Source organism: Paenibacillus sp. 01L418 (assembly GCF_056400045.1).
This window is the reverse complement of the sequence record NZ_JBFTSN010000497.1, coordinates 1-4,246: the sequence shown is the minus strand read 5'-3', so window position 1 is coordinate 4,246 and position 4,246 is coordinate 1. Positions and strand designations below refer to the sequence as shown.

At 40.9% G+C, this 4,246-nt stretch carries 3 protein-coding genes, 3 tRNA genes and 1 rRNA gene; all 7 read right to left on the bottom strand.

The features are described 5' to 3' along the window. Positions 1-492: 492 nt before the first annotated feature. Entirely contained in the window at positions 493-1,062 is a 570-nt protein-coding gene (locus AC1DSE_RS31280; protein WP_477512992.1) for a YdeI/OmpD-associated family protein, read from the bottom strand. Positions 1,063-1,326: 264 nt separating this feature from the next. Beyond that, on the bottom strand, positions 1,327-1,842 hold the full coding sequence (locus AC1DSE_RS31275) for a DinB family protein (protein ID WP_477512993.1): 516 nt from the start codon (positions 1,840-1,842) through the stop codon (positions 1,327-1,329). 81 nt (positions 1,843-1,923) lie between these two features. Next, positions 1,924-2,841 (bottom strand): helix-turn-helix transcriptional regulator, encoded by a 918-nt coding sequence (locus AC1DSE_RS31270; protein WP_477512994.1) that lies wholly within the window; start codon positions 2,839-2,841, stop codon positions 1,924-1,926. Positions 2,842-3,626: 785 nt separating this feature from the next. Then, positions 3,627-3,706: transfer RNA gene (locus tag AC1DSE_RS31265), tRNA-Leu, on the bottom strand. 18 nt (positions 3,707-3,724) lie between these two features. Next, positions 3,725-3,800: transfer RNA gene (locus AC1DSE_RS31260), tRNA-Lys, on the bottom strand. 6 nt (positions 3,801-3,806) lie between these two features. Next, positions 3,807-3,882 (bottom strand) — tRNA-Val (locus AC1DSE_RS31255). 142 nt (positions 3,883-4,024) lie between these two features. Beyond that, positions 4,025-4,246: ribosomal RNA gene (locus AC1DSE_RS31250) — 23S ribosomal RNA — on the bottom strand; the annotation flags it as partial.

Here is a 4,246-nt window from a genome sequence, read left to right as displayed (position 1 = left end):
TCCCTGTACAGGTTTGTATGAATTCCGTGACTTGCTTCTGATACTCATTTACAGGGGAATAGCATCTTGATTCATAAATACGATTGCTTTTTAAAATGAATTATAACTGTGCAAAGTCCTTAACTTTAAAAAAGCCATTAGTAATTCCTCTTTATCTATTAAGATCACCTACGTAACCTGTTCGTTATTTACAATCAGAATTAATCCTTGCTTTACATCCTCCACGAATGTTCATTCTATTCTAGACCAAGACCATCCGTATTCAACATTCACAATAGCAGCTGAACCGTCCAGCATAAGCACCTCCCCGACCTATTCGTATGTGTAGGAACTAAAATAATCCTACCACGCATATGAAAGGATGGGTTTTTAATTTGAAACAAATCAAAATTAGTATAGTAGAAGACTACAACCACTAATTACAAATAGCCTATTTCGACGTGCTTATATAACCACCACAACAAACAATTTCTCGCTACAAAATAACGTATCTTAGTAATCTAGGAGGCGTCCATTATCATGCCATAGACCGTACATTTTATTTTCCTTAGTATTTGCAATGAATTTGTCTAATCTACTATTAAATAATTCCGGCTGGTTTTTATTACTTTGTATCGTGTCGATCCGAACTCTTTTATAAAGAGCTGGAAATGCCGAAAAGTTCTCAAATACCTGTCTCTCCTCTTTGAGCCTTTGCTCTATAACCTTGTCTATTTTAAAAGAATCATAATCCATATCGGGAAGTGCCTTTCTTCCTTCATCTCTCATTAACCCCAACTTTTCAAGGCGGCGGACACGTTCTTTATTCAATTCAGTCCATGAACTTTTTTTGCTTCTAGGTGATAGTCTCTGCGCCATTTGAGTTTCGGTTATTTTCTTTTTCACTCCATCAATCCATCCAAAGCACAAAGATTCTTCGACCGCGTCCAAATACAGCAACTTATCTGGGTTTGGCGTCATGCTAACTACTACCCAACAAGATTTTTTAATATTTCCATTTTCCTGTAGCCAAATCCTCAAATCTTCTCTCGATTTTACTGTAATTAGATTTTCAATTTCCATAGATAAAATTCAAGCTCCTTCTAACTATAATGTGTAATTAAATTCATTATACAACGTATGACCCAAGTCGAACTTGATACTATCAGCAAAAGGGTAAAATGATACTTATCTCAACTAGCAATGGTGACTTATTTCTTCTATTAAATCGAAGTAAAAAGGTCGACTCCCCTATTTTTAGAAGTATCGACCTTTTTAGTATAATTTGATTTAATTCAAAACAATATCCATTGCGCTCACCAAATCTTCAAAACGATGAGCCAGTGTTTAAACGGATTCCGCAGCTTCCTGATACCAAAAAAATGCATAGTCGTTCATGACGGATGCGTGGCCTAGTTGGCGCAACATTGTAGAAATATTGCCTCTGTGATAGGTCCCATGATTGGCCACTTGCAGTACAATTTCCGATAAGCGTGTTTGGCGAATTCCGGCAAATGGGTTATCAAGCAAAACGGTTTGCTCCAAATCAGCTTCGCTTTGGAACCATTCTCTGTATTGTTCCGATAACTGTGCGAAGTTGTTGGCGTATTCATCTACAGAATGCAGGATACTCACATTTAGCGACATACATTCTTGAAATGCCTCTCGCATACCAGTGCCTGTTAAAACCTTATACCACATCGTATCCACTGCATAGATATGACTAAGGGCATGGGCAAGGGTAGGAAATGAGCTGTTTACTTCTTGACTTAGCACAGAGGCAGGGAGTTCCTTGATTCTCCCCATGATCGTTTGGTTGGCCCATGTGTGGTATTGAAACATTTCTACTGGATAATTGGACATTCGTAAATTCTCCTTTTGATTTCTAATAAATTGATTTTGGTTCTGTAGTTATAATAATAAAAGAAGTATGACAACAGACTGTCATACTTCTTCATAAAGTTTGAGTGTATTTTGAAGCTGTTCTTTTAAAATCCCTCGCAGTGCATAAGGTTCGAGTACTTCGGCGCCACTGCCAAAGCTCAGAAGAATGGACCATAGCCATCTTGCTTCAAGTGGTTTATAAACTGGAATTCGTATCGTTGCATTTCCATCGGCATGAAATTGCATATCCGCTTGGTGAAACTGATCCATAGCTATCGCCAAAGCCTCCGGTCCCACTTGAATCACAACATCTTTCAAAAGATCGCACCATTCCTTGTTTGTGAAAGTAAGCTCTTTCGACACTAAGTGGTGCTGCTGAAAGTCTTCCTGCGTCAATACTAAGTTCATTATCCGTGATAGTCGGAACTCCCGATAGTCACAACGCGTTCGACAAAAGCCATAAACGTACCAATTGCCATATTTGAAATGAAGCTGTATGGGTTCCATATCACGGGAAGTACGATCATTATTAGCATTAATATAATCAAAACGGACGATTTTTCGCTCCGTAATGCCCGTACGTAAATGTTGAAGCGCGTCCGGCCCTGACCGGCGGGTTTCTAAGTCGACAGATACAGTGGGGATCTGCTGCTCGGGTCCGATTGTTTGTAGTCTTTCAATGGTACCCTGAGCACGCTCATCTTTAAACACGCTGGAGAGGCTGCTGAGCACGGTGATTAGGGAATCGACATCATAAGAACCGAGCAAGCTTTTATCCATTTTGTATCCGTCCATTATGCCGTATCCGCCATTCATTCCCTGATACGATATGACAGGGAAGCCCGCAGCGCAGATCACATCGATATCCCGATAAATAGTTCTTTGGGAAACTTGATACTCTTCAGCCAGCATAGAAGCAGACAAAACTTCGTTATTCAGGAGCTTGTAGATTATGGAGATCAATCGCTCCAATTTCATATATATCCCCGCCCGTTAATCCATTTCGCATTGCTGCTTAATATTATATCACAGATTTTTTATTACTAATTTTCAGGGACACCCTGCTTGATGTATCGTAGATACATGAATTGGATTGAACGATCGGGGTATCTAGATTGGCATAACACCGTAAAACCCACGTTAAAAAGCATCTTCTATCGCAGGTAGACGTGCAGTCTTAATGGAAAGAGTTCTCCTCTTAAAGAACAAACATCACTAATGTAAACGCACCGATGACCAGCCGGTCGTGTGTGCGCCAGAGGCACAGAGACTAGAACATTTAATATAGTGTTATAGTCAAAAAAAGCTACTTGCATTCATTCGAACATCTACCCTAGATTATTGAATAAATTTCCGCAGCATTACGATCTGACATATTAGTAATACCTAGACAAACAGCTGTCTAAGCGTTCGCCTTTTCAATGAGTACACTTGCAGTCGAATCACAGTACGATTATAGAGCAGCCCTCTTCATTTTTAAGACGTGTTTATTGGGCTCTTAACATCCCATACCTTCGTCTCTTATTAGATTCCAAATATTAGAATGATAATACTTGTCTGCAGAGGGTTAAAAAGCTTGGGAGAGGCGTAGAGGAATTTTTTACGAGATCGGAGTAATAACAACTGAAGCCTTATTACGTTTTACCAATATGAGTTACCCATTTCATGAAAATTACTCAAAAGCATCTCATTTGAATATCATTTCCTACTTTTGAACAACAAAAAAAGCCTTGCTAAGCAAGACTTCTTTTGTCGTACTATGATGCGCGTAGAGGGACTTGAACCCCCACGGTTGCCCGCTAGATCCTAAGTCTAGTGCGTCTGCCAATTCCGCCATACGCGCGCATCCGAGATTAAAAAATGGTGAGTCATGTAGGATTCGAACCTACGACACCCTGATTAAAAGTCAGGTGCTCTACCAACTGAGCTAATGACTCATACTATGGTGGAGGATGACGGGATCGAACCGCCGACCCTCTGCTTGTAAGGCAGATGCTCTCCCAGCTGAGCTAATCCTCCATGGAAACACTAAAACCCACTGCGAGTGGGAGTCTTGCTTCATTGTGCGTTTTGCACATTGAAAACTGGATACGAAAGATTAGGCTTGCTGAGGCCTTTTTAGCTGCTGTCTACYGGATGTATGGGTCACAGTAAACGTGTTTAGGATAAGCCCTCGACCGATTAGTATTCGTCAGCTACACACATTGCTGTGCTTCCACCCCGAACCTATCAACCTCGTCGTCTTCAAGGGGTCTTACATACTGGGAAATCTCATCTTGAGGGGGGCTTCACGCTTAGATGCTTTCAGCGCTTATCCCGTCCGTACTTGGCTACCCAGCGGTGCTCCTGGCGGAACAACTGGTACACCAGCGGTACGTCCATC

Bases quoted from the DNA above. Each gene is read 5' to 3' on its own strand.
- AC1DSE_RS31270 (WP_477512994.1), bottom strand. From the start codon at position 2,841: ATGAAATTGGAGCGATTGATCTCCATAATCTACAAGCTCCTGAATAAC.
- AC1DSE_RS31280 (WP_477512992.1), bottom strand. From the start codon at position 1,062: ATGGAAATTGAAAATCTAATTACAGTAAAATCGAGAGAAGATTTGAGG.
- AC1DSE_RS31275 (WP_477512993.1), bottom strand. From the start codon at position 1,842: ATGTCCAATTATCCAGTAGAAATGTTTCAATACCACACATGGGCCAAC.